29 protein-coding genes are annotated in these 25,046 nt (G+C 68.8%); 18 read left to right on the top strand and 11 right to left on the bottom strand.

Translation table 11 applies throughout. The features are described 5' to 3' along the window. The first annotated feature begins 146 nt into the window (after window positions 1-146). Window positions 147-299 (top strand): hypothetical protein, encoded by a 153-nt coding sequence (locus ACLF6P_RS10875; RefSeq protein ID WP_415949795.1) that lies wholly within the window; start codon window positions 147-149, stop codon window positions 297-299. A gap of 58 nt (window positions 300-357) precedes the next feature. On the opposite strand, the gene ACLF6P_RS10880 is transcribed toward ACLF6P_RS10875, so the two are convergent. Beyond that, window positions 358-1,191, bottom strand: coding sequence for a tetratricopeptide repeat protein (locus ACLF6P_RS10880; protein ID WP_415949796.1), 834 nt, complete (start codon window positions 1,189-1,191; stop codon window positions 358-360). Between the two features lie 1,089 nt (window positions 1,192-2,280). Here ACLF6P_RS10880 and ACLF6P_RS10885 point away from each other — a divergent pair. Both ACLF6P_RS10885 and ACLF6P_RS10890 read left to right on the top strand, forming a co-directional pair. Continuing rightward, window positions 2,281-3,144 carry a DUF6602 domain-containing protein gene (locus tag ACLF6P_RS10885; protein ID WP_415949822.1) on the top strand — a complete coding sequence of 288 codons (864 nt, stop codon included), beginning with the start codon at window positions 2,281-2,283 and terminating at the stop codon, window positions 3,142-3,144. 104 nt (window positions 3,145-3,248) lie between these two features. Then, entirely contained in the window at window positions 3,249-4,397 is a 1,149-nt protein-coding gene (locus ACLF6P_RS10890; protein ID WP_415949798.1) for a hypothetical protein, read from the top strand. A 345-nt stretch (window positions 4,398-4,742) separates the two neighbouring features. Here ACLF6P_RS10890 and ACLF6P_RS10895 read toward each other — a convergent pair whose 3' ends face one another. Genes ACLF6P_RS10895 through ACLF6P_RS10905 form a run of 3 tightly spaced genes read right to left on the bottom strand, consistent with a single transcriptional unit; the run spans window position 4,743 to window position 6,068 of the window. Further along, entirely contained in the window at window positions 4,743-5,192 is a 450-nt protein-coding gene (locus ACLF6P_RS10895) for a hypothetical protein (protein WP_415949799.1), read from the bottom strand. After that, entirely contained in the window at window positions 5,186-5,614 is a 429-nt protein-coding gene (locus ACLF6P_RS10900) for an ATP-binding protein (RefSeq protein WP_415949800.1), read from the bottom strand. Before ACLF6P_RS10900 ends, ACLF6P_RS10895 begins: the two co-directional genes overlap by 7 nt. A gap of 46 nt (window positions 5,615-5,660) precedes the next feature. After that, the gene (locus tag ACLF6P_RS10905; protein WP_060892820.1) at window positions 5,661-6,068 is read right to left on the bottom strand and encodes an NUDIX hydrolase; all 408 of its coding nucleotides are present in this window, start codon (window positions 6,066-6,068) and stop codon (window positions 5,661-5,663) included. 107 nt (window positions 6,069-6,175) lie between these two features. Here ACLF6P_RS10905 and ACLF6P_RS10910 point away from each other — a divergent pair, with 107 nt between their 5' ends. From ACLF6P_RS10910 to ACLF6P_RS10955, 10 genes are all read left to right on the top strand, one after another. Further along, window positions 6,176-6,964 (top strand): GntR family transcriptional regulator, encoded by a 789-nt coding sequence (locus tag ACLF6P_RS10910; protein ID WP_060903208.1) that lies wholly within the window; start codon window positions 6,176-6,178, stop codon window positions 6,962-6,964. A 168-nt stretch (window positions 6,965-7,132) separates the two neighbouring features. Continuing rightward, a complete protein-coding gene (locus tag ACLF6P_RS10915) occupies window positions 7,133-7,489 on the top strand; it encodes an SCO3933 family regulatory protein (protein WP_415949801.1) in 357 nt (118 codons plus the stop codon). Next, window positions 7,489-8,865 carry an FtsK/SpoIIIE domain-containing protein gene (locus tag ACLF6P_RS10920; protein WP_415949802.1) on the top strand — a complete coding sequence of 459 codons (1,377 nt, stop codon included), beginning with the start codon at window positions 7,489-7,491 and terminating at the stop codon, window positions 8,863-8,865. Before ACLF6P_RS10915 ends, ACLF6P_RS10920 begins: the two co-directional genes overlap by 1 nt. A gap of 88 nt (window positions 8,866-8,953) precedes the next feature. Next, window positions 8,954-9,604: a DUF2637 domain-containing protein gene (locus tag ACLF6P_RS10925; protein ID WP_415949803.1), complete on the top strand. Its 651-nt coding sequence runs from the start codon at window positions 8,954-8,956 to the stop codon at window positions 9,602-9,604. A gap of 11 nt (window positions 9,605-9,615) precedes the next feature. Continuing rightward, the gene (locus tag ACLF6P_RS10930; RefSeq protein ID WP_031059711.1) at window positions 9,616-9,807 is read left to right on the top strand and encodes a mobile element transfer protein; all 192 of its coding nucleotides are present in this window, start codon (window positions 9,616-9,618) and stop codon (window positions 9,805-9,807) included. Window positions 9,808-9,829: 22 nt separating this feature from the next. Further along, the gene (locus ACLF6P_RS10935) at window positions 9,830-10,024 is read left to right on the top strand and encodes a hypothetical protein (protein WP_046709296.1); all 195 of its coding nucleotides are present in this window, start codon (window positions 9,830-9,832) and stop codon (window positions 10,022-10,024) included. A gap of 25 nt (window positions 10,025-10,049) precedes the next feature. Next, complete coding sequence (locus tag ACLF6P_RS10940) at window positions 10,050-10,295, top strand: SpdD protein (protein WP_415949804.1); 246 nt, start codon at window positions 10,050-10,052, stop codon at window positions 10,293-10,295. 155 nt (window positions 10,296-10,450) lie between these two features. After that, window positions 10,451-11,737 carry a replication initiator gene (locus ACLF6P_RS10945; protein WP_415949823.1) on the top strand — a complete coding sequence of 429 codons (1,287 nt, stop codon included), beginning with the start codon at window positions 10,451-10,453 and terminating at the stop codon, window positions 11,735-11,737. After that, window positions 11,730-11,966 carry a helix-turn-helix transcriptional regulator gene (locus ACLF6P_RS10950; protein WP_220647968.1) on the top strand — a complete coding sequence of 79 codons (237 nt, stop codon included), beginning with the start codon at window positions 11,730-11,732 and terminating at the stop codon, window positions 11,964-11,966. The genes ACLF6P_RS10945 and ACLF6P_RS10950 overlap by 8 nt, the downstream gene beginning before the upstream one ends. Continuing rightward, window positions 11,966-13,189 carry a tyrosine-type recombinase/integrase gene (locus tag ACLF6P_RS10955; protein ID WP_415949805.1) on the top strand — a complete coding sequence of 408 codons (1,224 nt, stop codon included), beginning with the start codon at window positions 11,966-11,968 and terminating at the stop codon, window positions 13,187-13,189. Before ACLF6P_RS10950 ends, ACLF6P_RS10955 begins: the two co-directional genes overlap by 1 nt. A 712-nt stretch (window positions 13,190-13,901) precedes the next feature. Here the strand turns inward: ACLF6P_RS10955 and ACLF6P_RS10960 are convergent. Further along, window positions 13,902-14,663, bottom strand: a complete 762-nt coding sequence (locus ACLF6P_RS10960) for a phosphoglyceromutase (RefSeq protein ID WP_415949806.1) — start codon at window positions 14,661-14,663, stop codon at window positions 13,902-13,904. 226 nt (window positions 14,664-14,889) lie between these two features. On the opposite strand from ACLF6P_RS10960, the gene ACLF6P_RS10965 reads away from it, so the two are divergent. Beyond that, the gene (locus tag ACLF6P_RS10965; protein ID WP_415949807.1) at window positions 14,890-16,197 is read left to right on the top strand and encodes an MDR family MFS transporter; all 1,308 of its coding nucleotides are present in this window, start codon (window positions 14,890-14,892) and stop codon (window positions 16,195-16,197) included. Between the two features lie 30 nt (window positions 16,198-16,227). On the opposite strand, the gene ACLF6P_RS10970 is transcribed toward ACLF6P_RS10965, so the two are convergent. After that, window positions 16,228-16,719, bottom strand: a complete 492-nt coding sequence (locus tag ACLF6P_RS10970; protein WP_415949808.1) for a type III secretion system chaperone family protein — start codon at window positions 16,717-16,719, stop codon at window positions 16,228-16,230. After that, the gene (gene mshA, locus ACLF6P_RS10975; protein ID WP_415949810.1) at window positions 16,712-18,076 is read right to left on the bottom strand and encodes a D-inositol-3-phosphate glycosyltransferase; all 1,365 of its coding nucleotides are present in this window, start codon (window positions 18,074-18,076) and stop codon (window positions 16,712-16,714) included. The genes ACLF6P_RS10970 and mshA overlap by 8 nt, the downstream gene beginning before the upstream one ends. A 156-nt stretch (window positions 18,077-18,232) precedes the next feature. On the opposite strand from mshA, the gene ACLF6P_RS10980 reads away from it, so the two are divergent. From ACLF6P_RS10980 to ACLF6P_RS10990, 3 genes are all read left to right on the top strand, one after another. Further along, window positions 18,233-19,027, top strand: coding sequence for a methyltransferase domain-containing protein (locus ACLF6P_RS10980; protein ID WP_415949811.1), 795 nt, complete (start codon window positions 18,233-18,235; stop codon window positions 19,025-19,027). A gap of 208 nt (window positions 19,028-19,235) precedes the next feature. Continuing rightward, window positions 19,236-20,399 (top strand): C40 family peptidase, encoded by a 1,164-nt coding sequence (locus ACLF6P_RS10985; RefSeq protein ID WP_415949812.1) that lies wholly within the window; start codon window positions 19,236-19,238, stop codon window positions 20,397-20,399. A 273-nt stretch (window positions 20,400-20,672) separates the two neighbouring features. Further along, the gene (locus ACLF6P_RS10990; RefSeq protein ID WP_415949813.1) at window positions 20,673-22,019 is read left to right on the top strand and encodes a PP2C family protein-serine/threonine phosphatase; all 1,347 of its coding nucleotides are present in this window, start codon (window positions 20,673-20,675) and stop codon (window positions 22,017-22,019) included. A gap of 258 nt (window positions 22,020-22,277) precedes the next feature. Here the strand turns inward: ACLF6P_RS10990 and ACLF6P_RS10995 are convergent, their stop codons facing one another. The 4 genes from ACLF6P_RS10995 to ACLF6P_RS11010 form a co-directional block, all read right to left on the bottom strand. After that, window positions 22,278-22,610: a DUF2516 family protein gene (locus tag ACLF6P_RS10995; RefSeq protein ID WP_415949814.1), complete on the bottom strand. Its 333-nt coding sequence runs from the start codon at window positions 22,608-22,610 to the stop codon at window positions 22,278-22,280. A 149-nt stretch (window positions 22,611-22,759) separates the two neighbouring features. Then, window positions 22,760-23,398, bottom strand: coding sequence for a hypothetical protein (locus ACLF6P_RS11000; protein ID WP_415949816.1), 639 nt, complete (start codon window positions 23,396-23,398; stop codon window positions 22,760-22,762). Window positions 23,399-23,435: 37 nt separating this feature from the next. Then, window positions 23,436-23,906: a helix-turn-helix domain-containing protein gene (locus ACLF6P_RS11005; protein ID WP_415949817.1), complete on the bottom strand. Its 471-nt coding sequence runs from the start codon at window positions 23,904-23,906 to the stop codon at window positions 23,436-23,438. Window positions 23,907-23,992: 86 nt separating this feature from the next. Continuing rightward, window positions 23,993-24,370: a winged helix-turn-helix transcriptional regulator gene (locus ACLF6P_RS11010; RefSeq protein ID WP_415949819.1), complete on the bottom strand. Its 378-nt coding sequence runs from the start codon at window positions 24,368-24,370 to the stop codon at window positions 23,993-23,995. 74 nt (window positions 24,371-24,444) lie between these two features. On the opposite strand from ACLF6P_RS11010, the gene ACLF6P_RS11015 reads away from it, so the two are divergent. Next, window positions 24,445-24,855, top strand: coding sequence for a RidA family protein (locus ACLF6P_RS11015; RefSeq protein ID WP_415949821.1), 411 nt, complete (start codon window positions 24,445-24,447; stop codon window positions 24,853-24,855). Window positions 24,856-25,046 lie beyond the last annotated feature (191 nt).

The following is a 25,046-nucleotide window of genomic DNA, read 5'->3' on the forward strand; positions in this document are numbered from 1 at the left end:
GAGGCGATCGCGCCCGTCGCAGACGCGTGAGGCGATCGCGCCCGTCGCAGACGCGCCGAAGCGCCTCGCACTTCTGTGCGCCGTTGATGCGCCGTGCCCGGTGGGCATCAACTGGGGGTAGGCAACCGTGCCTTGAGGAGGTTCGTATGGCCGAGTCCCCCACGCCCGACACCCAGATGCCCGCCGACACCGCGGAGCCGGCCCAGGTGACCGCCCTGCCGCTCATCGGCGCCTGCGGCTGCGGCTCGGGCTGCGGCTGCGGCTGCCAGCAGGGGGCTCCCTGCCAGTGCGGCGGCTGAGGCGTTTCCCGTACGAGACGAGGGGTCCCGTTCCGGTGGAACGGGACCCCTCGGTGCGTCAGGCCGCCCCCGTGTCCGCGACCTCGCCTGTGTCCGCGTCCGTATGTGCCCCCGGTCCCAGGTCGCTCCAGGATCGGCCGGGATGCGCGGCCGACCAGGCGTCGAGGAGTGCGCGGGCCTCGGGTTCGGGGGCGGCGAGCCGTAGGCGGGATCCGTCCGGCCGGGCGCCGAAGTCCCGGCCGGTGAAGGCCCGGACGAGGGCCGCGATGTCCGCCGTGGCCGGCGCGTCCACCGCGACATGCAGCGTCGGCAGCCCGGAGGGCTCGAAGAGCGCCAGCTCGTCGAAGACGGCGAAGGTCCTCCCGCCGAGGCTCCGCTCACCGCTCGGCACCCCGTCGTGCACGACGACCTCGCCGAACCTCCGGCCCGAGGTCACGGGCACGCTGACCACCCGTCCGCGCGTGGGACAGAGCCGCCGTACGCGGACGGTCTCCCGCACGCCGTCGGTGTCCAGCCGTACACACGCGGTCCCGAACTCGGCGTCGATCCGGCCCTCGCCGTCCGGCAGCCGCACCCCGAACCCGCGCCAGGCATCGCGCGCGACGGCCCATTCGCGGCGGACGGTCGCGGCGATGCCCAGGTCCCAGTACGCCGGGTCGCCCGCACCGCGCGGCGCCCGCGCGGCGGCCTCGCGCCCCAGCTCGTAGGCCTTCTCCCAGTTCCGCAGGAACTTGTACGCGAGCGCCGCGTCGTACCACCACGACGCGCTCGGCTCCTCGTCCGGATAGTGCGCGAGCACCCGCTCGTACAGCTCGGCGGCCCGCAGCCACTCCCCCGCCTCCCAGGCAGCCTGCGCCCGACCGACGAGCCGCCCCGCCTCCCCCTGCTCCACGTGCCCCGAACCTCCCCTTTGTCTGCCCAGGAGTCTCGCACGGCCGTACGGAACCGGCGCATACCGACCCGGCGTTCGCCGCCTGCCTGCCGCAGACCGTCCATGCCGCCCGCAAGCCGAAAATGCCCCTGAGCCGCGCTGTACGCGCTGCCCAGGGGCATGATCAACAGGGCGTTGCCGCTTGCCCTGATTCTTGACGGCTACTTCTTGCCCTGGGTGTTGCCGGGGATCTTGGTGAGCTGGGTATTTGCTGGTCGGGGGTGGTGGGGTCGGGCGCCTGGTGGTCGTCGTTGGTCGTCATTGGCCATTGGTGAGCGGCCTCGGACGGCCCAGGGACGGCCCAGCTTTGCCCGGTGCGGGGCCTCGCTCGACTGACGGCCGGCACCCTCGTCGCGCTCCGTCTCAGCCTCAGCCGACGAAAGCCCGCCACGACGGCGCCTCAGCCGACCGACCAGGCGCGCGTGTGTCTCGCTGCACCCCCACCGACCTCGGCCACGCTGCCAATGGCGTCGACCAGAGCAAGCTGCGACGGCCTACCCGCGACGACGATGCCGGGAGCCCTCAGCTTGGGAAGCTGCGATCATCCGGAGCCCTTTGATGGGTTGACCTGCGCGAACAGCCAGGTATCTGCCGCGTCGGGCTTGGCTACTTTCACTGTGATTCCCCGCTGTTCCCCGCTCGTTCTGGTGCGCTTGTGGTGCGGTCTCCAGAGGCCGAGCACTTCTGCCGCCCAACGTCGGCCTAGATCATCGTGGCGACGGTGCGGATGGACGGTCGATCATCGATGCCTCTGGGATCAACTCCTGTCATACGGGCTGGGCATCGACTGATCGCACGGTACCGTGACAGGTCGGTCATCGTGCGTTCCGTCTCAAAGGTCCTCTCTGAGTCGGCCTGAATCCGGTCGCTGGCGTCGGCGGTGGCAGTTCCGGGCTGCGATTGGTTGGGGCCCGTGCCGATCATGTATGACCGATGGATGGACGGATGAATATGACAGATGGGCAAGTTCCACAGGGAAGCACCTCTGAGAGAAGTGCTGTGCACCACCGCTGGCTCCGAGCTGTCGAACAGGATATACAGCAGGAATACATGAGGCTCCACGCTGAAGCCCGTTCCGACCCCCAGCGAGCCGGACACGGCGGTGAAGGGACCTGGGCCAGGATACTTAGCGACTGGCTTCCGCCTAGTTATGAGGTGGCGACGAGGAGATACATCATTCCAGAGGAAGGTGACGATGTATTTGAAACTGACCTCATTGTTTTTCGCCCTACATATCCGAGAGCGCTAAGATCACGGGAAGAAGTCCTGGCAAGTGGAGTGGCAGCGGCTTTTAGTGTAAAATTGACCCTCAATAAAGATGGCATTCGAGACGGATTCGAGCGTGCGGCCAGAATTAGCAGAGGGGTCAAGGCGAGACTTGGCAGCCCTCGCGAAGAGATTTCGTCTCCATTCCCTGTAGGGCTCCTCTCTCACTCGCACAGCTGGAAAACAACTTCCCCCGGGCCTCAATTTGGTGTGCAATCTATCTGCAGAGAGATGGATAACCTTTACGCCCAGCACCCTCGGGAAAGCCTAGACCTCCTCTGCGTTGCAAACCTGGGGGTGTGGAGCGTCTCTCGAGTACCCTTCCTCCCGCAAAAATTGGTCCAGCATCTCGGCGCGAACGAGGGCTTTAATCTCTCCCCGGGAGCTGTGATGACGTCCGTTATGCAGTTGGACTCCCAGTCCCCGACGGTTGCTGTTTTCATAGCCTCTCTATACGAACGACTATCACTCACTGACCCAACTCTTCGCCCGCTTGCTGACGGTTTCAAAGCACTCGGAGACGCTGCCGGGGGTGGCGGTATGCCGCGTTTCTGGAGCCTTGAAGAGGTTTTTAGTGACGATGTGCAACTAGCATTGTCGCGGGGAATCGTAAAGGCTGCCGACCCTAATTGGCGCTCCGTTTACTAGACCCAGGGAGAGTGAGACAGGCATGACGCGCCTATAGCATCAGGTAAGTGGGAGCTTGCCTCCCAGGCATTGCTATGTCGCATCTTTCCTGATCTCATTACTACATGAACATCACTTACGCGTTTGGTGTGTGGAAGCAGGAGCCTGGCCAGCCCGGCATGGACATTCGGATTGTCCACGAGATGCCCGAGGGCGAGTTCGACCGACATGTCGACGCTATCAGCGTGTACGAGGCCTTGATTGAAAGGGGGGCTTTTTCGCTGATTCTTAGGAACTACTCGAACCTGCAAGCGATGGTGGACACGTTCGCAAACGTTGAGAGGTATGCTGGTGAGTTTCGGCAAGCGAATCGTGAAGTAGTGAAGCGAGCCCTAATGGCCGAACTCACGAACTGGCTAGCCGCTACTCGCCTATACCTTGAGAATGAGCGAGATTTCATTCTTCGGGAGTTCGGTAAGACGAGCGAGGAAATGTCTGAGTATAAGACCGCGACGTCGTCTGCGTTCGACGGTCACGAAGGCTACCGATTTCTGTATAACTTGCGAGATTACACACAGCACTGTGGAATTCCGCCCGGCCACATGCATGTCTCAGGGACTCGACCTGACAGGAATGTGGTAATAGCTCTCGAAAGATCTCGCCTTCTCACGGCTCGGTTTAATTGGAGTTCCCATGCGAAGGAACTTCTGGAGACCTGGCCTGAGCAGATTCCCCTGATGCCTCTGCTCGACGATGCAATGGAGGGCTATGCCTTCATTGAGGAGCAGATGCTGCGAATTATAATTCGGCGTTGTTTTGTTGTTTCTCCTCTGCTACTGGATACTTTGCGGTCCGGCGATATCGGTGATGGTAATCCCGCTCTTTTTCGAATCTCCGGAGAGGGGGGAGGCGATCAGCCTATTGATTTTTCCATTCGAGCGATGCCGAGCGCCTTCGCGCTGGAGAAAGTCATGTCCGCTTCTGAAGATGCAGACTCTCTCGAATCTCTCCGGGTGCAAGAGCCTATTTCACCTCCTCGGATGCCAACAAGCGGGAAGAGGGCTTCCGCCGTGCTTTCCTCATTTTTTGTAGGCGGGGGCCCGCAGGCAGCTTCTGAAACGATTAATAGGATTTTGCAAGAGGATGGTGACATCGGCCCACTGATCAGTGACCTGATCAATGTTTCGACCGTACTTACAAGTATGTTGAGTCAAATCATGGGAGCCTCTCCGCATGCTCTTCTCGGTAAGTTGGGTGACTCTGATGCTGAGTAAACGAAGGTCGGCGGAGCGGCTTTGGGGTGGCGCTGCTTTGGCGCGAGTGATCATGGCCCCGTAAGCTTGCGGCGCGTCGGGCAGCCTGTGGACCTGCCCGGTAAAGCACGACGTTGGGGCCATGATCTGCGAGGCTCGCGCCAAAGTGGCTCCGTAAAGCCGCGGAGCCGACCGCCCCAGCCACGATGAGCCTTATCTACGTCAGGTGGCTGATCGCTTTGTGCGCGGCACGGGCGCCGGCCGGGCTGGAGCGGGGCGGAGACAGGAGCGCAGGCCCGGCCGGGGGCCGGGCCGCGCACGGGGAGCGGAGCGAGCCGCACTTGAACCAGTAGAGAAAGTTGTAACTCAGTAAGCCTGCTGGGGCTGTCCGGTCCCGGTAGATGCTTGACACTTCGGTCCCAGCTGATGGTTGACGGTGGCCGTGTTCGGCTTGAAGCCGTAGGCGCAGGAAGGCAGTTCGGTGCCTTGACGGTGCGCAAGCGGCAGGAAGATCACCGGGCGGATCGTCCAGGTGATGCGGGTCGTGGTGTGAGTGACGGACACAGTGCAGGGCTCGCAGCGCAACAGGGATCGGCGTGTGTCTATGCGGCCGTCGTACAGCCACTGCCACGCTTGCTCGGATGCTTCCGGGTCGAATGCCGGTGAGATGGTGCGCAGTGCGACGGCTACCCATCGGTCGGCCTGGGGCGCCGAGTAGGCGTCGAACGACGCCCTCAGCTCCGCCCCGCCCTGACCGTAGAGGTCTTCGGTCCAGCACTCGCACCAGTAGCCTCGGCGGGTTTCGTCCTTCAGCACAGGTGGTCTCCCGGTCGGGGGCCGGTGAACAGTTCCGCGGTGACTGTGTAGCCGCCTTCGCTGCCGTGGACGACGACCCGGTGGGCGAGTGCGGTGACCATGCCCAGGCCCCGGCCGTGTTCGGCCTCGTCGTCCTGGTGCTCGGCCTTGGGGGCCGTGCCGGTTCCTCCGCCGTCCGTGACCGACAGGGCGATCACCTGGCGGGTCACTGCGAGGGCCAGGTGGAAGCTGCCGGATTCCATGCCGCTGGCCGTGTGGAGGATCGCGTTCGCGCTCAGCTCGCTCACGATCAGCTCGGCGTCGTCGGCCAGGGGTGATCCGCGCAGGATGTCGCGGGTCCAGCGGCGGGCCCGGCTCACCTCTTCCGGAAATCCTGGGCAAGTGAGTCCCCAGACCCGGGCGGTGCTCGTATACTCGTGCATACAAGTTCCTTCGTGCTGGTAGGCCGCCATGTGCAGCGGGTTCGGGCTAAACGAGTTTCACGCCGTCGTGGGCGCGGATGGCCGGCGGGGATGCGGCGTCCAATGCGTCCAGGACGCGGATCGCGTATGCCTCGTCGGCAAGCTCGGTGACTTCTTCACGGGTGGCCCAGCGCAGTGCGCGGGTCTCGTCGCCGGTGGTCGGTGTGCCGTCGGCCGCCTCGCAGCGGAAGACCAGCGAGACGATCAACCCGGTCATGTTCTTGTAGACACCGGTCAGGGTCGCGGGAAGCGCGATCTTGATGCCGGTCTCTTCGAGGACTTCGCGTTGGAGGGCTTCGGGAAGGGTTTCCTCGCGTTCGAGGACTCCGCCCGGTGGCTCCCACTTGCCGTTGTCACGGCGTTTGATCAAGAGGGCCCGGCCCTGGTCGTCGACGATGACTCCGGCGACGCTCACGGAGTGCGGACGGTCAGTGCTCACGTTCCTCGGCCCTCTCGGCTGGCTAGGCTCTCCACCGTAGCAACAACAATCGCCCACTCGTCTAGATATCTAAAGGAGTACACGTGCCCTCTCTTCCTTCCGGCTTCCTCGGTGATCTCGATCCCACGAGTGATCGTGCGGTCTTTCGGCAGATCGCCGACCAGTTGCGCGAGGCCATCGACCGTGGGCGGTTCAAGGAGGGTGAAAAACTGCCCTCGGAAGCCGAGCTTGTTGACCACTACGGGGTATCCCGGATGACGGTCCGCAACTCCTTCTCGGTCCTCCAGGGCGAAGGGCTCGTGCATGCCGAGCACGGCAAGGGCGTCTTCGTCCGGCCCCGTCCGCCCGTGCGGCGCCTCGCCTCCGACCGGTTCGCCCGGCGTCACCGCGAGCAGGGCAAGGCGGCCTTCATCGTCGAAGCCAACGCCGCCGGCAGTCACCCTCAGGTCGACAGCCTTGAGGTGAAGGAAGAAAAGGCCAGTCAGGACGTCTCGACACGGCTCGGGTCCGTGCGGCGGGTGCTGGCTCGTCGGCGCCGGTATCTGCTCGACGGGCGGCCGGTCGAGTTCGCCACCTCGTATCTCCCGCTCGACATCGCGCGCGGTACGCCGATCGCCGAGCCGAACCCCGGGCCCGGCGGGATCTACGCCCGGCTTGAGGAGCTGGGGCACCGTCTCGACCACTTCGAGGAGGAGATTCGCGCCCGGATGCCTTCGCCGGCCGAGGTGAAGACGCTTCGGCTGGCCTCCGGCGTGCCCGTCATCCACCTGATCCGTACCGCCTTCGACGCCGAGGGGCGGGCCGTGGAGGTCTGTGACACGGTCATGGCGGCGGATGCGTACGTGCTGTCGTATCAGCTTCCGGCGACGTGATGAGGTGATTTGCGGTGGTGCGCGGGGGACGCTTCTCCGACTCGTACACCCCAACAGGCATACTCGTATAGACGAGTGGGCAAGTGGTGTGGCAGGGTGGTCAACGTGAGCCCGGAGATCGGGTTCACAGACCGCATCATGTATAGACGAGTAGATGGGTGAATTGCCTTGCGCACCATTCGTGTTGAGACCTCGGCCGCCACGATCCTGCTGACGGAGGCTCCTGAGCCCAAGGTCCGGGACCGGCAGACGGGCGAGATCGCCAAGGACGCCGTCAGCGGGGAAGCGCTGATGACGATCGGCGTCGTCTACATCGAGGACGGGGAGTCGTCCCTGTTCAAGGTCACCGTGCCGGAAGGCGGTGTGTCCGAGGGGCTGGCCCTGGGGGCGCCGGTCTCGCTGCCGGGGCTGGTCGCCCGGCCGTGGGAGTCGGTGTTCAACGGACAGCAGCGTCACGGCATCGCCTTCCGCGCCGCCGCCGTGACTCCGGCCGCCTTCCCGGCCGCCATGGGGGCCACCGCCTGATGTCCGATCTGGTGACACTTCTGGAGGTGGGTGGTCCTGTCGCCGCGCTCGGTGGCGGGGCCGCCTACACCCGGGCCAAGCACCCTCGGGTGTACTGGCCCACGGTCGGCCTGCCGATATCGACCGCCCGGCTCCTTGGCTCCTACGGCTCGGTCATGGAGGCGTGCGGGCTGACTGTGGCGCCGTCCCGGCTGCGGGTCCTCGCCGTCAAGGCCACCACGCGGCGGGAGGTTCGGCCCGTTCCGCCTCGGCGGGGCATCATCCGGCCCACCTCGACCGGGCTGCGGCTTCGCCTCCGGCTCGCTCCGGGCCAGGAACCGGCGGACGTCGCCGCTTCGGCCGAGCGGCTGCGGCACGCCTGGGGCGTTCACGCCGTGTACGTGACGACGGTCAAGCCGGGCGTGGTCGAACTGCGGCTCGTCGGCTTCGATGTGCTGCGGAACGTGCGGATGCCCCGCAAAGCCACCGCCGAACTCCTCACGGTGCCCGTGGCACTGCGGGAGGACGCGACTCCCTTCGTGCGCGACTACCGCACCATTCCGCACCAACTCACCCTCGGCGCCACGCTGTCGGGCAAGTCCATGTACCTGCGCCACTTGATCACCGGACTCGCCAGGCAACCTGTCGCCCTGGTCGGTATCGACTGCAAGCGCGGTGTTGAGCTGGCGCCGTTCGCCTCCCGGCTCTCCGCCCTCGCCACCGACCCCGACGAAGCCGCCAAGCTGCTGCCCGTGCTCATCAAGGAAATGGAGGACCGCTACGACCTGATCAAGTCCAGGCAGGGCATCGCCCCCGGCACCCCCGACGAGGAGATCACCTCCGACATCTGGGGCCTGCCCGAGCGCGAACGCCCGGTGCCGATCGTGCTGTTCGTCGACGAGGTGGCCGAACTCTTCCTCGTCGCCACCAAGAAGGACGAGGAACGCCGGGACGAGATGGTCACCCAGCTCATCCGGCTCGCCCAGCTCGGCCGCGCTGCCGGGATCTACCTGGAGGTGTGCGGGCAGCGCTTCGGCGCCGAGCTGGGCAAGGGTGCCACCATGCTCCGGGCCCAGCTGACCGGCCGTGTCTGTCACCGCGTCAACGACGAAGCCTCCGCGAAGATGGCCCTCGGCGACCTCGCCCCTGAGGCGGTCTTCGCCGCTTGTGCCATCGCTCCCGAGCTGCCGGGCCTGGCCGTGGCCGGTGACACCTCCGGCGGCTGGTCCCGCATCCGCACGCCACACCTGTCCCTCGGCGCCGCCGCCGAGATCTGCCGGGACTCCGCACACCTGGTGCCCGATCTACCCGCGCTCAAGCCCTTCCGGCCCGACACCCCCGTGCGGCCCGTGGAGTCCTCGGCCCCGGCGGTGCAGCCGCGCCCGGTGACCGACTGACCTTCGCCCACCCCTCACCCCGGTTGGCGTGACCGCCTCGCGCCAACTCCCTACCCCTGCCATGCCTGCATCCGAAAGGAGCCGCATCATGCGCGCCCAACTGGCCCGTGTCGACGCGGTGCTCGTCCAGGCGCTCATCGCCGCCGCGCTGTCCTTCGCCCACCTGCACGACATCGCCTCGGCTGCCGGACAGGACGGCTGGAAGGCGTGGGCCTACCCGGTCTCGGTCGACCTGCTGCTCGTCGCCGCCTGGCGCCGACTGCGCTCCGGTGAGGCGAAAGCGGCCGGATGGTGCTGGTTCGTCACCGCCCTCGCCGCCTCCCTCGGCGCGAACGTCGCCACCGCCGGCCTCCTCGACCTCGACAACGTCCCGGCCTGGCTACGCATCCTCGTCGCAGGCTGGCCCGCCGTCGCCTTCCTCGGCGGAACACTCCTCGCCCACACCACCCCCGCCACAACCGACGAAGACCACAAGGGCCCCGAGGACACAGACGACACCGGGGACCAGGAGCACGCGCCCGAACTCGCCCCCGAGGAACCGCCGCCGACACCACCGGCCATCGAGCCACCGCCGCCCGAGCGGGCTGCCGTCCCCGTCCCGGCCGCCCTCGTCGAACACGCCCGCAAAGTCGCCGCCGAACACCACACCCGCACCGGAGTACCGATCGACACCCCGACCCTCCGCGCCCGCCTCGGCGTCCCCGCGCCCATGGCCGAAGCCATCGCCGCCCACCTCTGAGAGGAGATCCCGTGTCCGCCAACCGCCGCTTCCGCAACGTCACCCGCATCGGCCCCGTCCAGGTCGCCACGTCCTACGACGGCCGGGGCCGCGAGAAGCACACCGCCGCCTGCACGGCCCCGCGCTGCGGCTTCTCCGCCGACTACGACAGCCGCGCCGCCGCCGAGCTGGCCGCCCGCACCCACCGCTGCCCCGTCCGCTGATCCCGAAGGGACCCCGTACACCGTGACCGTCAGCCTGCCTCTCGTCGTCGTCCTCGGCCTCTTCGCCTGGGGAGCGGTCAAGTTCCTCGGCGTCCGCACCTGGGTCGTCGTCCTGATCGCCCTCTTCGGCTTCTACCTCTCGCAGACCTTCCTCGCCCCCGCCATCGAGTCCGGCACCCGCTCCGGCGTGGATGTCATAAACGGCTCACATGCCTAGACGAGTAGATAAGGAAAGTTCGACCGTGTTCCTGCCCAAGTACCCCGACAGCCACACCCCGCCGCCCGCACATACCCACACCCCGGCCGATCCGGCGCCCGTACGGCGCTCGCTCCCGGCGGTCTCCATCAGTCCCGGGGTCGTGGCGGCCGTGGTCGTCGGCGGTGTCGTCCTCACCGCGCTCCTGGCCGCCGTCGCCGTCTCGGCCATCTCCGTCGCCATCGCGGCCGTGGTCCTGCGCTCCCTGATCCGCGAGCAGAACCGGCGCTGAACGCGCCCGACACCCGGGGCGGCGCACACGACCAAGCATCCGCCGCCCCGGGGCCATCACTCCTGACCGAGCCAGTCAGAAGGAGAACCGCCATCTTCACCCGCACCACACCGCCCCCGCTCCCGGAACTCGCGAAGCTCGCGGAGCACGGCACCCTGCCCGGTATCCTCCGCCAACTCTCCGGCCTCGGCGGCTGCACCAACCCGATCCGCCTCGACGGCCACCGCACCGAGCACGACGTCGACACCACGACCGGCGAGATCGGCCGCGTCCTTCAGCACCTCGACTCCAACGACCTCCCGGCCGGCCAACTCCTCGTCCGCTGCAACAACCGCCGCACGACCCGATGCGCGGCCTGCTCCGAGGTCTACCGCCGCGACACCTTCCACCTGATCACCTCCGGCCTGCGCGGCGGCAAGGGCACCCCCGAACACGTCGCCACCCACCCCCGCGTCTTCGCCACCTTCACCGCCCCGAGCTTCGGCCCGGTCCACAACCGCCCCTCCAGCGGGCGCCCCTGCCGCTGCGGCACCCGCCACGAACAGGACGACGCCGAACTCGGCACCGCACTCGACCCGGACACCTACGACTACGAAGCGGCCGTTCTCTGGAACGCCCACGCCGGTCCCCTCTGGCGACGCTTCTCCACCTACCTGCGCCGGGAAGTCGCCAAGCGCGCGGGCCTGTCACAACGCCGGTTCCGCGACCACGCCCGCGTCTCCTTCGCCAAGGTCGCCGAGTACCAGAAACGCGGCGCCGTCCACTTCCACGCCGTCATCCGCATCGACGGCCCCACCGGCGGCGACACCCCGCCCCCGGCCTGGGCCACCGCCGAACTCCTCACGGACGCCATCGAGACAGCGGCGGCCAAGGTCCGCGTGGACGGCCCGGTCATCGACGGCCGCACCCACACCTTCGCCTTCGGCCGCCAACTCGACGTCCGCACCATCCGCTCCGCCGACTTCAACGACGGCCAGGAGCTGACCGAACGCGCGGTCGCCGCGTACATCGCCAAGTACGCCACCAAGGGCGCCGAGACCGCCACGGGAGCTCTCGACCGGCCGCTGAAGTTCGCCGCCGAACTCGCCCAGCTCGACATCAGCGACCACGCCCGCCGACTCATCCGAACCGCCTGGTTCCTCGGCACACGGAAGGATCTCGAACACCTCCGCCTGCGCGCCTGGGCCCACATGCTCGGCTTCCGCGGCCACTTCTCCACCAAGTCCCGCCGCTACTCCACCACCCTCGGCGCCCTCCGCGACGCCCGCGCCGAATGGCGCCGCGCCCAAGCGGCTGCCGCACTGCCCGAACGCGAGACCAACACGACGTACGTCCTCGCGCACTGGGTCTTCGCCGGAACCGGACTCTCCGACACCGAAGCCTGGCTCGCCGAATCCCTCGCGCCCGCCCCCGGAACAGAAGGAGAGCCGACTCATGGCTAAGCGCCATCTCGCCGTCGTAGAAGCGGCAGCCGAACCGCGTGCTCTGCCTTCGCGGTTCCTGACTCCTCTGGACGTTGCCGAGATCCTGGGCGTGCCGGTCGAGACGGTCTACCAGTGGCGGCGGAAGCGGACGGGGCCGCGTGGCTTCCGGGTTGGCCGGCATCTGCGCTACGACCCCGTAGACGTGCGGGCCTGGGTCGAGTCCCTGATGGAAGGGGCTGCTGCCTGATGGCCGGGCACATCCAAGACCGCTGGTACAGAACGGAGACCGGGCCGGACGGGAAGGCTCGCAGGGTCAAGACGGAGCGGTACGGAACGGGATCCCGTTACCGCGCCCGCTACGTCGGGCCGGACGGTACTGAGAAGTCCAAGAGCTTCCCCGACCGGCAGAAGCGGCTCGCTGATCAGTGGCTGGCGCACACTGAGGCCGACATGGCGCGCGGGCAGTACATCGACCCGCGTGCGGCTCGGATCACCTTCGAGCAGTACGCCGAGAAGTGGGTGACTCACGCGCCGGATCCGAACACCCAGGCGTCGATGGAGTCACAGCTTCGGCTACACGCCTTCCCCTACCTGGGCTCGCGTCCGCTCGGCTCCTTCCAGCCTGCTCACATCCGTGACTGGGTCGGGAAGCTGCAAGAGAACGGTGTCCGGGGTTCGTACGCCCGGACGATCTACTCCAACGTGCGTGCCGCGCTGAGTGCGGCCGTGGACGACGGGCATCTCCCCCGGAATCCGTGTGCTGCCCGCTCGGTCCGGCCGCCGACGGTGGACGTCAAGCGCGTCGCTCCCTGGACGCCGGAACGGGTCTTCGCCGTGCGGACCGCCATGCCTGAGCGGTACCAAGCCATGGTCGACCTGGGTGGCGGCTGCGGGCTCCGCCAGGGGGAGATCCTTGGCGTCGCCGTCGACGCGATCGACTTCGAGTCGGACACGCTTCACGTGGTCCAGCAACTGAAGCTGAGCCGGAGCAAGGCGGTGTTCGCTCCGCCCAAGGGCGGCAAGCTGCGGGATGTGCCGCTTCCTGGGCCGGTCGCTGATGCGCTCCGAGAGCACATGAAGCGGTTCCCCCCGGTCGAGATCACCTTGCCGTGGAAGGTGGCGGACGGGCCTCCGGTCACGAAGCGGCTGATCTTCACCGGTCCGCGCGGCGGTCACGTCTGGCGGACCTCACTCAACGAGGAGGTGTGGAAGCGGGCGCTGGCCTCGGCTGGCGTGATCCCTGAGCGGAAGCCGGGCGAGTCCTACGCCGAGTCCCGCGAGAACGGCATGCACGCGCTCCGGCACTTCTACGCCTCGGTGCTCCTGGACGCTGGCGAGAACATCAAGGCCCTCGCCGAGTACCTGGGTCACTCCGACCCCGGTCTGACCCTCCGCGTGTACGCGCATCTCATGCCGTCCAGCCAGGAGCGCACTCGCAAGGCCGTGGCATCTGTCTTCGATCGCCGCTGAAGAGCTCTGCGTAACGATCAGGAGGGATACGACGCTACTCAAGTCACGCGAACAGTTCGACGAAGACGTTCACGGTTGAGACTAGAGATCTTAAGTTCACACACGGACTCACGAACTTGATTGAATTAGCAGTGCGTGGGAGATTGAGATGCAAGCTCTAGTTAGCTCTGGATAGCTCGCGAAGGTTCTAGAAGACTCTAGAACGACCGAGGACCTGGATCCGGCGGCAACCAGACCCAGGCCCTCTCGCAGTCAACGAGCCCGGTCGCCTATCAGCAGACCGGGCTCGCTGCATGCACAGCTCCCGGTCACGACCGTCCTCGCGCGTGACTCGCTCATCGAGCGAGCTGCATCACGCCGGTAGCGATGGTCACCAGTAGACCGACCCCCGCAAGCCAGACCTGCCACTTCTCGGCACCGGTCCACCTGCGAGGCTTGCTCTTCTCGACACACACCTCTACCACCTCCCTTCTCCTCCAGCCGACCCATCTCTCGGGCCGGGGCCTCGGAACTCACGTGCCCCAACACGGAGTTCAAGGGAGGTTCAGGTAAGGCGGTTGAAAGCATACCGGTAGCGCCGACAGCCACCGGGGTATGCGGGGCACTCCCGGAGGCGGCCCGAATACCTCTGACGGCCCAGAGACGGCCCAGCCCCAGCACAAAGCCCCCGCCCTGCCGAGAAACAGCAGGTCGGGGGCTTGAAAGTGGGCGCTTACTTCTTCTTGCCCTGGTTCTTGACCGCCTCGATGGCGGCCGCCGCCGCGTCCGGGTCCAGGTAGGTGCCGCCCGGCTTCAACGGCTTGAAGGAGGCGTCGAGGTCGTACGCGAGCGGGATGCCGGTCGGGATGTTGAGGCCCGCGATGTCCGCGTCCGAGATGCCGTCCAGGTGCTTGACCAGCGCGCGCAGCGAGTTGCCGTGCGCGGCGACCAGGACCGTGCGGCCGGCCAGGAGGTCGGGGACGATGCCGTCGTACCAGTACGGCAGCATGCGGTGCACGACGTCCTTGAGGCACTCCGTGCGCGGGCGCAGCTCCGGCGGGATGGAGGCGTAGCGCGGGTCGTCGGACTGCGAGAACTCGGTGCCGTCCTCAAGTGCCGGCGGCGGGGTGTCGTACGAGCGGCGCCACAGCATGAACTGCTCCTCGCCGAACTCGGCGAGCGTCTGCGCCTTGTCCTTGCCCTGCAGGGCGCCGTAGTGACGCTCGTTCAGGCGCCAGGAACGGTGGACCGGGATCCAGTGGCGGTCCGCCGACTCGAGCGCGAGCTGCGCGGTGCGGATCGCGCGCTTCTGCAGCGAGGTGTGCACGACATCGGGGAGCAGGCCGGCGTCCTTGAGCAGCTCACCGCCGCGGACCGCCTCCTTCTCGCCCTTCTCGTTGAGATTGACGTCCACCCAGCCGGTGAACAGGTTCTTCGCGTTCCATTCGCTCTCGCCGTGGCGGAGGAGGATCAGCTTGTACGGTGCGTCGGCCATGGCTCCGAGACTAATCGAACCCGCGCGCCCCTCGCGCGCCAGCCCTGAGGTGGGGTGCGGGCGGCCGATTGACCGTTCCTGTTAATCCAGTGGCCGTGCGGCACCTCCGGCTCGTAATGTGCGAGCACGCCCAGCGCCACTTACAGGCTCGCCGCTCACAGGCACGCCACGTACAGGCATCCGGTCGGGCGTCACTTCACCAGCCACGTCCGGGGGGATTTCGGTCATGTCAGTCGCGAGCATCAAGCAGGCCGCGCGGGAGAGCGTGGCCGGGCTGCCGCGGGAGTTCTGGTGGCTGTGGACCAGCACCCTGATCAACCGGCTCGGGGCCTTCGTCGCCACGTTCATGGCGCTGTACCTGACCCTCGACCGCGGCTACTCGGCCTCGTACGCCGGTCTCGTGGCCGCGCTGCACGGGCTCGGCGGCGTCCTCGGCACCCTGGGCGCCGGGGTCATGACCGACCGGCTCGGGCGGCGGCCCACGATGTTCCTCGCGCAGGGCGCCACGGCGGTCAGTGTCGCGGTGCTCGGGTTCATGACGCATCCCGTGGCCATCGCGGTCGTCGCCGGGCTCGTGGGCATCGCCTCGAACGCGTCCAGGCCCGCCGTGCAGGCGATGATGGCGGACATCGTGCGGCCCGAGGACCGGGTGCGGGCGTTCGCGCTCAACTACTGGGCGATCAACCTCGGCTTCGCCCTCTCGTCGATGGCGGCGGGGATCGTCGCGCAGTACAGCTACCTCGCCGGGTTCCTGGGGGAGGCCGCGCTGACGATGACCTGCGCCGTGCTCGTCTTCCTGAAGCTGCCGGAGTCACGGCCCGGGAAGGCCGTCGGGGCGGAGCGGGCCGCCACTGCCGAACCGCAGGTCTCCATGGGGACGGTCCTCAAGGACGGGCGGTTCATGGGGGTCGTCGGGCTGTCCTTCCTCATCTCACTGATCTTTACGCAGAGTTACGTGGGTCTGCCGGTCGCCATGGGCGCCGCGGGGTTCAGCCCTTCGGACTTCGGCATGGTGATCGCCGTCAACGGGGTGCTGATCGTGGCACTGCAGATCCCGGTGACGCGGTTCATCGAACACCGCGATCCGCAGAAGCTGCTCGTCATCTCGGCGCTGCTCGCCGGGTACGGCTTCGGTCTGACGGCCTTCGCCGGGTCGATCGCGGTGTACGCGCTGACGGTGGTCATCTGGACGCTCGCCGAGATCATCAACGCGCCCACGCAGATGAGCCTCGTGGTGCGACTCTCACCGGTGCACGCGCGGGGGCGGTACCAGGGCATGTACTCGATGTCCTGGTCCGTGGCGGCGCTCGCCGCGCCGCTCATGGCCGGGTTCGTGATCGACCGGTTCGGGGCGGAGTGGCTGTGGGGGGCGACGGCGGTGGTCGGGTCGGTGGCGGCGGGCGGGTACTGGCTGCTGATGCGGAACCTTCCGCGGGAGGCGGAGGCTCCGCAGCCGGTGGTCGAGGTGGCGGCGGTGGCCGCGGTGACCGAGGGCACGCCGGTGGAGGGGGCCGAGGCCAAGGCCACCGCGTGAGTGGCACCCCTCACCTGGGTGCCGGTGAGGCTACGTCGACGCCGGCCTCGTAAGGTGCGCGAACGCGTCCAGGTTGCGGGTGGATTCGCCGCGTGAGACGCGCCATTCGTACTCGCGGCGGATCGCCGAGGCGAAACCGAGTTCGAGGAGGGTGTTGAAGGAGCCGTCCGCCTCCTCCAGGACGACGCCGAGGAGGCGGTCCACCTCGTCCGGGGTGACGGCGGCGAGCGGCAGCTTGCCCGCGAGATAGATGTCGCCGAGCTGGTCGATCGCGTAACCCACCCCGTACAGCCGCAGATTGCGTTCGAGCAGCCAGCGGTGCACCCCGGTCTCGTTCTCGTCGGGATGGCGGATCACGAACGCGTTGAGCGAGAGCGCATGGCGGCCCAGCCGCAGCGAGAGCGTGGTGGAGAGCTTGCGGGTGCCGGGCAGCTGGACGACGTACGCGTCCGGCTCGGGGGACTCCCAGTTCAGCCCGGCGTCCTTCAGTGCCTGTTCGAGGACCTGTCGCGCGTCAGCCATGGTGCGAGCGTACGCGACGGCGCTGTTCGTACAGCGCTGCCGAGTACACGTCCGCCGTGGCCGATGCGGCGGTGTCCCAGCCGAAGGCGCGGGCGTGCCGGGCGGCCGCCGCGCCCATCTTCTCGACGAGATGCGGCTCGTCGGCGAAGTGCTCCAGTTTCCGCGCGTACGCCGCCGGATCATGCCCCTCGACGAGGAAGCCGCTGACCTCGTCGCGTACCGCCACGGGCAGTCCGCCGACGGACGCGGCGATCACCGGCGTGCCGGCCGCCTCCGCCTCGATCGCGACGAGCCCGAAGGACTCGCTGTACGAGGGCATCACCAGGACGGACGCGGCGCGGAACCAGTCGGCGAGCTGTTCCTGCCCGACCGGAGGCCGGAACCGTACGACATCACTGATCCCCAGCTTCGCGGCCAGCTTCTGCAGCCCCTCGGGCTTGGCGAGCCCGCTGCCGGAGGGGCCGCCGACCACCGGCACGACCAGGCGGCCGCGCAGCTCGGGGCGACGGCCGAGGAGGATGTGCACGGCGCGCAGCAGGACGTCGGGCGCCTTCAGGGGCTGGATCCGGCCCGCGAACAGCGGGATCAGGGCGTCCTGCGGCAGACCCAGGCGGCGGCGGGCGGCGGCGCGGCCGTCGGCGGGTCGGAAGCGGTCGAGGTTCACGCCCGGGTGGACGACGGCGACCTTGGCGGGATCGGCCTCGTAATGCCGTACGAGCTCGCCCGCCTCCTCGTCCGTATTGGCGATGAGGCGGTCCGCGGCCTCCACGATCTGCGTCTCGCCGATCACGCGGGCGGCGGGCTCGGGGGTGTCGCCCTCGGCGAGCGCCGCGTTCTTGACCTTGGCCATGGTGTGCATGGCGTGCACGAGCGGGACGCCCCAGCGTTCGGCGGCGAGCCAGCCGACGTGGCCGCTCAGCCAGTAGTGCGAGTGCACCAGGTCGTAGTGGCCGGGGCGGTGGCCGGCCCAGGCGCGCATCACACCGTGCGTGAAGGCGCAGAGCTGGGCGGGCAGCTCCTCCTTCGCGAGGCCCTCGTACGGGCCCGCGTCCACATGCCGTACGAGGACACCCGGCGCGAGCTCGACCTTCGGCGGGAGCTGACCGGTCGTGGCCCGCGTGAAGATCTCGACCTCGATGTCGATCTCGGCGAGGCGCTTGGCGAGCTCGACGATGTACACGTTCATGCCGCCCGCGTCGCCCTTGCCGGGCTGGTGCAGGGGTGAGGTGTGCACGCTGAGCATCGCGATGCGGCGGGGTCTGCGGTGCCCGCCGGCCAGCCGGAGGAGGGGCGGGGCGGACAGCCGCGAAGGGGTGGAGGCGAACCGTCCGCCGAGCCTGCTCACGTATTGGCTCACGCGCGCGGCCTCCTTGTGACGACGAGGACATGTCTGAGGAAGGAGCACGCGGGCTCCTTCACCCGCGAAACGCCTGGGCCGCCGCCCGTATTCCACGGCGCCGCGGCCCGCGGGGGCCCGCCCGCACCACGCCCCACCCCCGGCGATACTGGACCCATGCCCCGCACCCCCTCCCGCCCCCTGGGAACCGTGACCCGCGGGACCACCAACCCCAATCGCCTCCGCCGCATGGACCGCTGGATCGCCGACCGCCACGGCCGGGCCCTGCGCAGCCACCCCTCCACCCCCCTCGCCGTCGACCTCGGCTACGGCGCCGCCCCTTGGACGGCCGTGGAGCTCCTCCGCCGCCTGCGCACGGCCGCCCCCGCCGTCCGGGTCACCGGCATCGAGATCGACCCGGCCCGCGTCGCCGCCGCGAAACCGTACGAGGAGGAGGGGCTCACGTTCCGTCGCGGCGGCTTCGAGGTCCCCACCTCCGAGCCGCCCACGCTGATCCGCGCGGCGAACGTCCTGCGCCAGTACGACGAGGACGAGGTCACCGAGGCCTGGCACCGCCTGTGCAGCCGTCTCGCCCCGGACGGCCTCCTCGTCGAGGGCACCTGTGACGAGATCGGCCGCCGCCACGTCTGGGTGGCGCTCGGCCCGGAGGGCCCCCGCACGGTGACGTTCGCGACCCGTCTCGCCTCCCTGGACCGCCCCTCCGACCTGGCCGAACGACTCCCGAAGGCGCTGATCCACCGGAACGTACCGGGCGAACCGATCCATACCTTCCTGCTCGACTTCGACCGCGCCTGGGCGGCCGCCGCGCCTTACGCCTCGTACGGCGCACGGCAGCGGTGGATCCGGACGGTGCGCGAACTGCGCACGGACTGGCCGGTGGTGGACGGGAGTTCGCGCTGGCGCCAGGGCGAAGTGACGGTGGCCTGGGAGGCGTTGGCGCCGCGGGGGTGAGGCGGTACCACAGGGCGGAGGCAGGTGGCGCCTGCTGCAGGTGCCACAGGGCAGAGGCAAGTGGCGCCTGCTGCGGGCGGGAACGCAAAGGGCCCGTCGTTCGTCTGATGTCCGTGCCCGCCAGTCGGGCCTCTGTCGCATTCGGCGGGGACATGGCACCATCCCGGAAGCCACCGAATGTTACTGACGCATCATCACATCAGGGGGAATGGGCGTGACCCGCAGGCGAACCTCGACCATCGCGGCCGTGGCGCTGGTCTGCGCCCTGGGCCTGCTCAGCGCGCCCAGCCAGGCGGCCGCCGCGCCCGCCGCATCCTCCGGCCCAGCGCTCTCCGGCCTCTCCGGTCTCTCCGGTCTCTCCGGCCTCTCCTCCGCACCCTCCGGCCTGCTCGCCACACCCCCCGCCAGACCGGACATACCGCAACCGCAGCCCGGGCCCGGCAGCCTCGAAGATGTGCGCGAGCAGCTCGACGCCCTCTACCACGAGGCGGCCGTCGCCACGGACGCGTACAACGCCGCGGAGGAGAAGGCCGCGAAGCAGTCCGAGCAGATCGTGAAACTCGCCAACAAGATCCAGAAGCTGCAGGACAGACGGGACGAGCTGAAGGCCCGCGCGGGCGCGGCCGCCCGAGCGCAGTACCGCAGCGGCGGAGTGCCGCCGCAGGCACAGCTCGTGCTGAGCGACAACCCGCAGGAATTCCTCGAAGGCGCCCAGCGCGTGCGCCAGGGCCAGCATGCGACCACCAACCTCGCCGAGGAACTTGCCACCACCCAGACGGACTTGCAGCTCTACGCCAAGGACGCCGGCGTCTACTGGAAGGAGCTCGACAAGCACCGCACCCAGCAGGCCAAGCGGAAGAAGAAGATCGAGGCGAAGATCAAGGCCGCCGAGAAGCTGGAGAAGCAGCTCGCAAAGGAGGAGCGGGAGCGGCTGCGCAGGATGGAGCAGGCCGCCGCGCTGGAGTCCCAGACCGCCTGGCTGAGCACCGGCATACTCGAGACGATCAGGAGCGAGGCCTCCCCGCAGGGCAGGGAGGCCGTGGACTTCGCGACGGCCCAGATAGGCAAGCCGTACGTATGGGGCGCCGAGGGGCCGTCCTCGTACGACTGCTCGGGGCTGACCTCCCAGGCCTGGGCGGCGGCCGGGCGCGCGATACCGCGCACCTCGCAGGAGCAGTGGCGCCTGTTGCCGCGCGTCAAGGTGAAGGACATGCGGCCGGGCGACCTCATCATCTACAAGGCGGACGCGAGTCACGTCGGCATGTACATCGGCGAGGGCGCGATGGTGCACGCCCCGCGGCCCGGGCGGAATGTCACGGTGGCGGGCGCCGGTTCGATGCCGATCCTCGGGGTCGTACGGCCGGACAAGTAGGCCTCGCGCGACCGCGCTCAGGTGACCGCGCCCAGGTGACCGCACTCACGTGACCTGAGCCACCCGGGCAACCCGCGGTGCGTGATGTTCGTCATCCCTGCCGGGGGCTCCGCGTGCCCAATTACGGGACGGGAAGCGGCATATGCCCCCGGCTCTTTGTTGATCGCCATTCCAATGCGGTGCCGGCTACCGCTATGGTCCCCGTCGGCGGAACGTCGTTTCGACTGGGTGTCGTCCCGCCGCGCCCTCGGGGGGAGGGAAGGAAACAGGAGGATGCCCGTACCCATACCGCGGCAGAGAGCAGTCCCGGCCGCGGCAAGTGGTCAGGCCGGAGGTCCGCACCCGGACTCCCCGACCGCACCGGCGCGCACGCCCGGCGCGGATGCCCTGCCGGCCCGCACCGGCGCCGTCGCGTACGACAGCGGCGGACTGACCCTGCTCGTGATCGAGGACGATCCGGCCACGGCACTGAGCGTGCCCGCGCTGCTCGACGCGGCGGGCAAGCCCATCAAGGTGCGCACCGCCCGCAACCTCACCGAGGCCGAGCGGCTGCTCACCGACGACGTGCACTGCATCCTGCTCGACCTCTCCCTGCCCGCCCCCGGCCGCAGCACCGCCCTGGACGCGGCGGAGGCCGACGACGAGCTGGGCACGCTCAAGTACGTCCTGCGGCTCGCACCCCGCCACGCCGTACTCGCGCTCACCGCGAGCGACGACAGCGAGCGGGCCACCGAGGCGGTACGGGTCGGCGCGCAGGACTACCTGTTCCGCGACGAGCTCGACAGCCGCGTCCTGACCCGCGCGATCCGCTACGCCGTGGAACGCAAACGCGCCGACATGGCCCAGCACCAGCTCACCGAGTCCCGGCTGCGCGCCCAGGAGAACGCCCGCCTGGAGCGCGGCCTGCTGCCCACCCCGCTGCTCGACGGCGCCCCGTTGCGCTTCGCCGCCCGCTACCGGCCCGGCCGCTCCCGCGCGCTGCTCGGCGGCGACTTCTACGACACCGTTCGCACCCCGGACGGCACGGTGCACGCGATGATCGGCGATGTGTGCGGGCACGGGCCCGACGAGGCGGCGCTCGGCGTGGAGCTCCGCATCGCCTGGCGCGCGCTGACCTTCGCGGGCCTGTGCGGCGACGAACTGCTCTCCACGCTCCAGCAGGTCCTGGAACACGAGCGCCCCGACGACGAGATCTTCGCGACGCTCTGCACCGTCGACATCTCCCCCGACGGCCGCCGCGCCGGCCTCTGCCTGGCCGGCCACCCCTCGCCCCTGATCGCCCGCGCCGGCGGCCTCGCCGAGCTCCTCCCGTACGAGAACAGCGGTCCGGCCCTGGGCCTGCTGCCGCGCGCCCGGTGGCCGCGCCAGCAGGTGGAGCTCGGGGGCGCGTGGAGCCTGATGCTCTACACCGACGGCCTGATCGAGGGCCGCGTGGAAGCCGGCAGCAAGCGGCGCCTCGGCCAGGACGGCATGGTCGCGATGATCCGCCGCCAGCTCGCCGAGGGCCTGAGCGGCGACGGCCTGCTCCAGGCGGCGGTCGGCGAGGTCCGCGAACTCAACGGCGGGGAGCTGACGGACGACGTGGCGGTGGTGCTGTTGGAGCGGGAGGCGCGGGGCTGAGGGAGGCGGGGCCGGTTGGTCGGCCTCTGCCGGGGGGCGGCCGCCCCGCAGCCCCTCTGCAGGGGCGCCCTGACGCCCGGCACGCAAACGGCGGACCCATCCCCTTCGGGGCGGATCCGCCGTGAGGTCGTCGATCACTGATGGCTGATCGCTGGTGGCTGACCACTGTCTGCGATGCAGGCCGCCGACTGCCGACCATCGGCCGCCGGGCCTGCCGCCTGCGGGCCGCCGGGCCTGGCGACTGCAGGCCGCCGGGCCTCAGCGGCCGCCGTTGTACGGCCCGTACGGACCGTCGCTGCTGGAGCCGCGCGGGCCGCGGCCGCCGGTGACCTGCTTGAGCGCCGGGCGGACGTCGACGAAGAAGACGATCGTCGCGATCAGGCCCGCGATCTGCAGGAACAGCATCGGCACCACCAGGTTCACCAGAACCACGATGCCGAGAATGATCAGCCAGAAATTCTTGGTCTGCTTGTTGGCGGCGCGATACGCGTCCTCGCGGGCCGTCGCGGCCATCACCAGGGCCACCACGGCGAGCACCAGCATCGCCGTGAAGAGCAGCCACATGAAGCCGCCGAAAGCTGACATCAGCACTTCGTCCACCACCTGTGTGTCGGGCCACTCATTATCCGGGCTACTGCGGCCACCGTACCCCGTACAACGGTCCGGACACCCGCTTCGTGCCCGGACCGTCCGTCACGCACTCCGACGCCCGACGCTCGGCGCCCTGCGCCGCCGGTGCCTCACTCGGCGGACGGCGTGCTCTTCCTGGCCGCGGGCTTGCGCGCGGGGGCCTTCTTGGCGGCTGCCTTCTTGGCGGGCGCGGCCTTGACCTCGGAGGCCTCGCCATCAGCTGCCTTGCCCTCGACGGCCTCGGCCTCCGCGGCCTTGCCCTCCGAGCCCTGGCCCTCCGAGCCCTTGCCCGGGCGGTCGCCCTCCACCTTGACGGCGATCTCCTCGATCTCCTCCGCCGCCTCGCCGCGCCAGGTCTTCACGGCCTGCTCGCCGCGCTCGGCGACCTCGTCGTACTTCTCGCGCGCCTTGACCGCGTACTCGGCGGCGACACCGACTCCGCGCAGCGCCAGGTCCTGGGCGCTCTCGCCCAGCTTCCGCAGATCGGTGTCGAAGCCGCCGATCGCCTCCGCGACCTTGGCCTGCACCACCTCCTGCACCTCCTTGGCACGGGCGGTGGCCTTCTCCTGCACGGCCTTCGGATCGGTGTTGCGTACGGCCTCGAACCGCTCCGGGGCCTCGGCCTGCAGCTTCTCGATCAGCTCGGGCACGCGCCTGGCCTGCTGGACCGCGAGGTCGGCGGTGCCGGCGGCGAAGTAGAGGGGCTTGGGGTCGGTGACGGCCTTGCGGATGTCATCGGTCAGGGCCATGGCGTACGTACCTCCGGTCGTGGTGAGGGTGCCGGCATCAGCCGTCGTCGGCGCGCCGAACCTGGTCGTCGGCACCGCGCTCTGAGTTGTCCGTGCGGCCCGGGGCGCCCGCCCCGCCTTCGGCACTGTCCGCACCTGCGCCTGTGCCTGTGCCTGCGGGAACAGTGCCGTTCTCTTTCCGGAACGACTCGTAGATCTGCAGCAGCACCTGCTTCTGCCGCTCGTTGATCGAGGGATCCGCGAGGATCGCCGCCCTCGTCTCCACCTCGTCGCGCTCGCGCTCGTCGAGGATCCCGGCCTGCACGTACAGCGTCTCGGCGGAGATCCTGAGCGCTTTGGCCAGCTGCTGCAGAATCTCGGCGCTCGGCTTGCGCAGCCCGCGCTCGATCTGACTCAGATACGGATTGGACACCCCGGCGGCATCGGCGAGCTGCCGCAGCGACAACTGCGCCACGCGCCGCTGCTCACGCAGATACTCACCGAGTCCACCGACATTGAGCGATGCCATGCCCCCATGCTGCCCCAGCCCTGCTAACTATTGCAAGCACTCGCTTGCAATAGTGACATGAGCCACTCGCGACGACTGACCACTGGTCAGAAGCCGCGCTCCCCTTCCTCCCGAGCCATGAACCTCTCCCGCGCCCACTCAATGGCCGGCATGTTCTGTGAGGCCCATGCCAGCAGCGCGTCGACGGGCGGCCGGAGCGTCTTGCCGAGGGGTGTGATGCGGTATCTGACCGCCACGGGGCGGGTGGAGACGACCTCGCGCTCGATCACGCCGTTGCGTTCGAGCCGCCGCAGTGTCGCGGTCAGCGACTTCTGCGTGACCTGAGGGATGGCCCGGCGCAGTTCGTTGAAGCGGCACGGGCGTTCGCAGAGCTCGTTGAGGACACCGAGTGACCACTTGTCGAGGATCTGGTCGAGCAGTTCGCGGTGCGGGGCGTCGATGCGGAGTTCGCCGGCGGTATCCATGTCGAAACCTGGTCTCGTTGAAGTGTCCTTCTTCCACTAAGTAGCTTACGTATACCTAGTTCGAGGAGAGAACCATGACTGTTCAGCACTTCACCCCGGAAGGCATGCTGCAGCCGGTCCCGTACCACCACGTCGCCGTGGGCACCGGAACGAAGCACGTCCATGTCAGCGGTCAGGTCGCGCGCCAGGCCGACGGGACCCCGGTCGCACCCGGTGATCTGGCCGGGCAGGTCGCCCAGGCGCTGCGCAACACCGCGGTCGGGCTGGAGGGGGCGGGCGCGTCGTTCGCGGACGTGCTGCGCCTGACCTTCTACGTAACCCGGTGGAGCCCGGAGAAGATCGGCGACCTGATGGCCGGCGTGGAGGCCGTCGCCGAGGGGATCGGCCTCCGGCTGCCCATGCCCCCGGCCTCCCTCATCGGCGTCGAGTACCTCTTCGAGCCGGACGTACTCGTCGAGGTCGAGGCGACCGCACTTCTGGACTGACCCTTCGACGGGGCTCGGGCGGTCTCGTCACGGTCGGGGAGGCGGCCGGGGAGGCGGGTGCCCGGCCCGTTCCGGGCGGCTGCGGACGGTTGCGGGTGCTGCGAGGTGCTTGCTCTTGCTGCGGAACACTGGAGGAGTGACTCCACCCACGCGTAAACGCGCGGGCTTCCTGCGTCGGTGGCTAAGCCGCC

The organism is Streptomyces lothianensis, assembly GCF_047779955.1.
Taxonomy (GTDB): Bacteria; Actinomycetota; Actinomycetes; order Streptomycetales; family Streptomycetaceae; genus Streptomyces.